Origin of the sequence: Brevibacillus sp. SAFN-007a, assembly GCF_051967035.1 — a bacterium.
In the GTDB taxonomy this organism is placed as follows: domain Bacteria; phylum Bacillota; class Bacilli; order Brevibacillales; family Brevibacillaceae; genus Brevibacillus.
This window is the reverse complement of sequence record NZ_JBQCKK010000056.1, coordinates 1-1,271: the sequence shown is the minus strand read 5'-3', so window position 1 is coordinate 1,271 and position 1,271 is coordinate 1. Positions and strand designations below refer to the sequence as shown.

2 protein-coding genes are annotated in these 1,271 nt (G+C 42.9%); both read right to left on the bottom strand.

Going from position 1 to position 1,271, the window contains the following annotated elements; all coding sequences use genetic code 11:
- Nucleotides 1-44: 44 nt before the first annotated feature.
- Entirely contained in the window at nucleotides 45-884 is an 840-nt protein-coding gene (locus ACTHO6_RS21165) for an IS3 family transposase (RefSeq protein ID WP_440243814.1), read from the bottom strand.
- Nucleotides 881-1,195 (bottom strand): helix-turn-helix domain-containing protein, encoded by a 315-nt coding sequence (locus tag ACTHO6_RS21160; protein WP_440243812.1) that lies wholly within the window; start codon nucleotides 1,193-1,195, stop codon nucleotides 881-883. The genes ACTHO6_RS21165 and ACTHO6_RS21160 overlap by 4 nt, the downstream gene beginning before the upstream one ends.
- Nucleotides 1,196-1,271: the final 76 nt, after the last annotated feature.

The window sequence follows — 1,271 nt, the reverse complement described above, 5'->3', positions numbered from 1 at the left end:
TGGTCAAGACCCCAATTTGTAGACAGTAAGAAAAACCCCGGCCGTTAGGCCGACAGCTGACGTCTGAATTCAACAGGTGTCAGCCTTTTTAATTTTCGTTGTGGTCGACTATGGTTGTAAAAATGAATATATTCCTCAATTCGTCTTTGTGCCTCATCCACAGTTCGGATATCATAAGGGTAGAGCCCTTCCGTTTTGAGATGCGAGAAGAAGCTCTCCATTGAGGCGTTATCATAACAATTGCCTCTCCGAGACATGCTGATTTGGGCGCCAACCTTTGGCAGCATGTCGTGGTAAGCGTAGGACGTGTACTGGAAACCTTGATCGCTGTGAACGATCAGTCCAGTCACGTCTTTCGTCTTTTCAAAAGCTTTCTCAAAGGTCCGCAGGACCAATTCATTGTCGTTACGAACTCCCATGTGGTACGCTACAATCTCGTTATTAAACAAATCCTTAATAGCAGATAGGTAGAGCCAAGTATCCGCAACACGATATTGTGTGACATCGGTTACCCATTTTTGATTCGGTGCACATGCTTTGAACTCACGTTGTAAGGCATTCTCGGCAACTCGTCTTCCTACAGATGAAACATAATGACTTCGATATTTGCGGCGAATTCGAGAACGAAGCCCCATTTCTTGCATGAGTCGAAGTACCTTCTTATGATTAACCCACACTCCGTAATCTTGCAGGAGAAATAGTTGGGTCTGTCTATATCCATACTTTCCGTCATACTTTCTATACACTGCCTGGATGGAGTCTTTTACGAATTTGTCCCTATCCGTCGCTTGTCGTTTCAGGTAAGCATAGTATCCACTTCTTGAGACTCTAAACAGCTTGCAAAGTTCACTGATTGTATAATCTCCAGCTATTTGTTTAATCATTTTATACTTATGGATTGCACCTCCTGCATCCAGATTTCCAAACACTTTTTTAGCATCTTATTCTCCCTCTCTAACTGATTCAGATATCGGGTCGAATCGATGTATTCCTTGCGGCGTCCACGTTGATCCAAAAGTCCAAACTCTCCGAGTTTCTTATACTTTCGCATCCAAATCTTAATTCGTCCTTCGTCATGGATATGTAACCTCTCTGCTATTTCTCGGTGGGAAACGCCGTCTAATTTCATCTGCACAGCCTGCAACTTTAACTCCTCACAATAATGTTTAAACTTCTGGCCTTTCTTTGCTGGCATAAAAATACACCCCCTAAAATTTTCATCGGATAACCACAAGGGTTTTTCCAATGTCTACTTTAAGGGGTGCACTTCA